The organism is Microcystis sp. BLCC-F209 (genome assembly GCF_041928595.1).
Taxonomy (GTDB): Bacteria; Cyanobacteriota; Cyanobacteriia; order Cyanobacteriales; family Microcystaceae; genus Microcystis.
In genome coordinates, this window is the sequence record NZ_JBHFLL010000232.1 from 1 (window position 1) to 2183 (window position 2183).

Below are 2183 nucleotides of genomic sequence, written 5' to 3' on the forward strand. Positions count from 1 at the left end.
CTCTTCTAGGTTCTGTGTGATAAGTTTAACTTACATAGGATCGATCTTTGTGTCCTCTGTGTCTGGAGTGGTTCCCTCCACTCCCTCGCCAGCAGGACTGTATCTCAGAATACATTTTACCCACCAAATCCAAAAGAGCCAATCTAGGGGACATGGCTCTTTTCCTGTATAATCAAGTCTTAATTTTATGACTTGTCATTATATTTGAGGAAAATCTATGAGTTGGACAGAAGGATATGTATCGGAAGTTAACTACACTAGCGGTTTTTACGGCGAGTTAAGTCCCCTAAAATTAGGTTTAGCCACTCTGATTAAATCCATTCAACCCCCCGATTCTAGCCAAGAATTTACCTATTGTGAATTGGCCTGTGGTCAGGGTTTTACCACGAATATTTTAGCGGCTACCTATCCCCAGTCCCAATTTTATGCCAATGATTTCAATCCTAGCCATATCGCCACGGCTAGAGATTTAGCCGCCAAGGCGGGGATGAAGAATATTCTTTTCTTTGATGATAGCTTTGAGGAATTTTTAGAGCGAGATTTACCTCAATTTGACTTCATCAGCTTGCACGGAATTTATAGCTGGATTAGTGCCAGAAATCGCCAAGCAATAGTTAATTTTATTCGCCGCAATCTCAAGGTGGGGGGATTAGTTTATATCTCCTATAATGCTCTTCCGGGTTGGTCGGCGGCAATGCCGATGCAGGCTTTGATGTTGCGTCATGGTCAACACAGTTCCGAGTCAATTTTAACCCGCATTGAACAGGCACTTAATTTTACAGGAGAATTATTAGAAGCTAATGCTAGTTATTTTGCCCAAAATCCAATTTTAAAAAATCGTTACGAGCGCCTAAAGGAACAAAATCGTTATTATTTAGCTCACGAGTATTTCAATCAGGAATGGAATTCTTTTTACTTCGATGAAGTGGCGAAAGAATTAGAGGATGCTAAACTTAAATATGTGGGTTCCGCTCATATTAATGACCATATTGATACAGTCAATCTCTCCCCAGTTGCCCAAGAAAAATTAGCCAAAATCAGCGACCCAATCTATCGGGAAGTGGTGCGAGATTTCTTTGTTAATAGCCAATTCCGCCGTGATATTTTTAGTCGAGGCTCCTTAGGTTTAACCAACCAAGAACAGGTTAAACAACTAGAAGAAACTCGGTTTGCTCTGATTGTTAATCCCGCAATTATCAAGTTCGAGCATCAGTTTCCCGTGGGAGAAGTTAAGTTACAGGAGACAGTTTATCAGCCAATTTGTCAGGTTTTGGCGGAATCTCCCCAAACTTTACTGCAACTAAAAAATCACCCCAAAACCTCAAATATTAACTTAAATGGTCTTTACCAAGCTCTGATGATTTTAACTGGTATTGGCTATATTCATCCTGCTGTGGATGAGCAAACTTGCCAACAACGGAAACCATCTACTGATGCTTTTAATAATGCAGTGAAAGCGAAAGCAGTCTATAGTGAGGAGTTAAGCTTTTTAGCTTCTCCTTTGATTGGGACTGGAGTAGTGGTCAATCGTTTAGAACAATTATTCCTCTTGGCTAAATCCTATAACCAAGATGCCGTAGAATTTGTTTGGCAAAATTTGGCAAGTCAAGGCAAAAAAGTGGTTAAGGACGGGAAACCTTTGGAAACAGAGGAGGAAAATATTGCTCATCTGAAAACAGTGTACGAGGAGTTTAGTCAAGAACGTTTACTAACATTGCAAAAACTAGGTATTGAGTAAATACTAAGTAGGTAGGCACAATTATTTGTAGGATGGGTTAGCGGTAGCGTAACCCATGCGGGCGTTGGGTTTCATGCTTCAACCCAACCTACGTTTATTTTATATTTAATTCCACCCACCTACTTAAGTAAGTAATCTCATTGTAATCGGCTACTTAGATAGGTGGTGCGTTACGACGGATTGTTACTTTCAAGTCAAAGCAGTAATTTTGGCTGTTACGTTTTACTACTTAGTGCTTGCTGAATAATGGTAAAACCCTTTGAAAATAAGGCTTTTGACCTGTTAAAATCTGATGTTAGTGCAAGAAAATAGGATTGGGACATTCAAAAACCTTGCATTATTCTTCTTTTAGTCCACAAATTGGTACAAAAAGCAGGGCAACAAAGCCTGAAACGACCGACGACTGGCTACTGACTCCTGATACTAAATCTGGTTATTAAAAACT

The 2183-nt window shown here is 39.8% G+C and carries 1 protein-coding gene; it reads left to right on the forward strand.

Annotated elements, in window-relative coordinates; translation table 11 throughout:
* Positions 1-217: 217 nt before the first annotated feature.
* A complete protein-coding gene (locus ACE1AQ_RS14975) occupies positions 218-1738 on the forward strand; it encodes a class I SAM-dependent methyltransferase (RefSeq protein WP_110545543.1) in 1521 nt (506 codons plus the stop codon).
* Positions 1739-2183 lie beyond the last annotated feature (445 nt).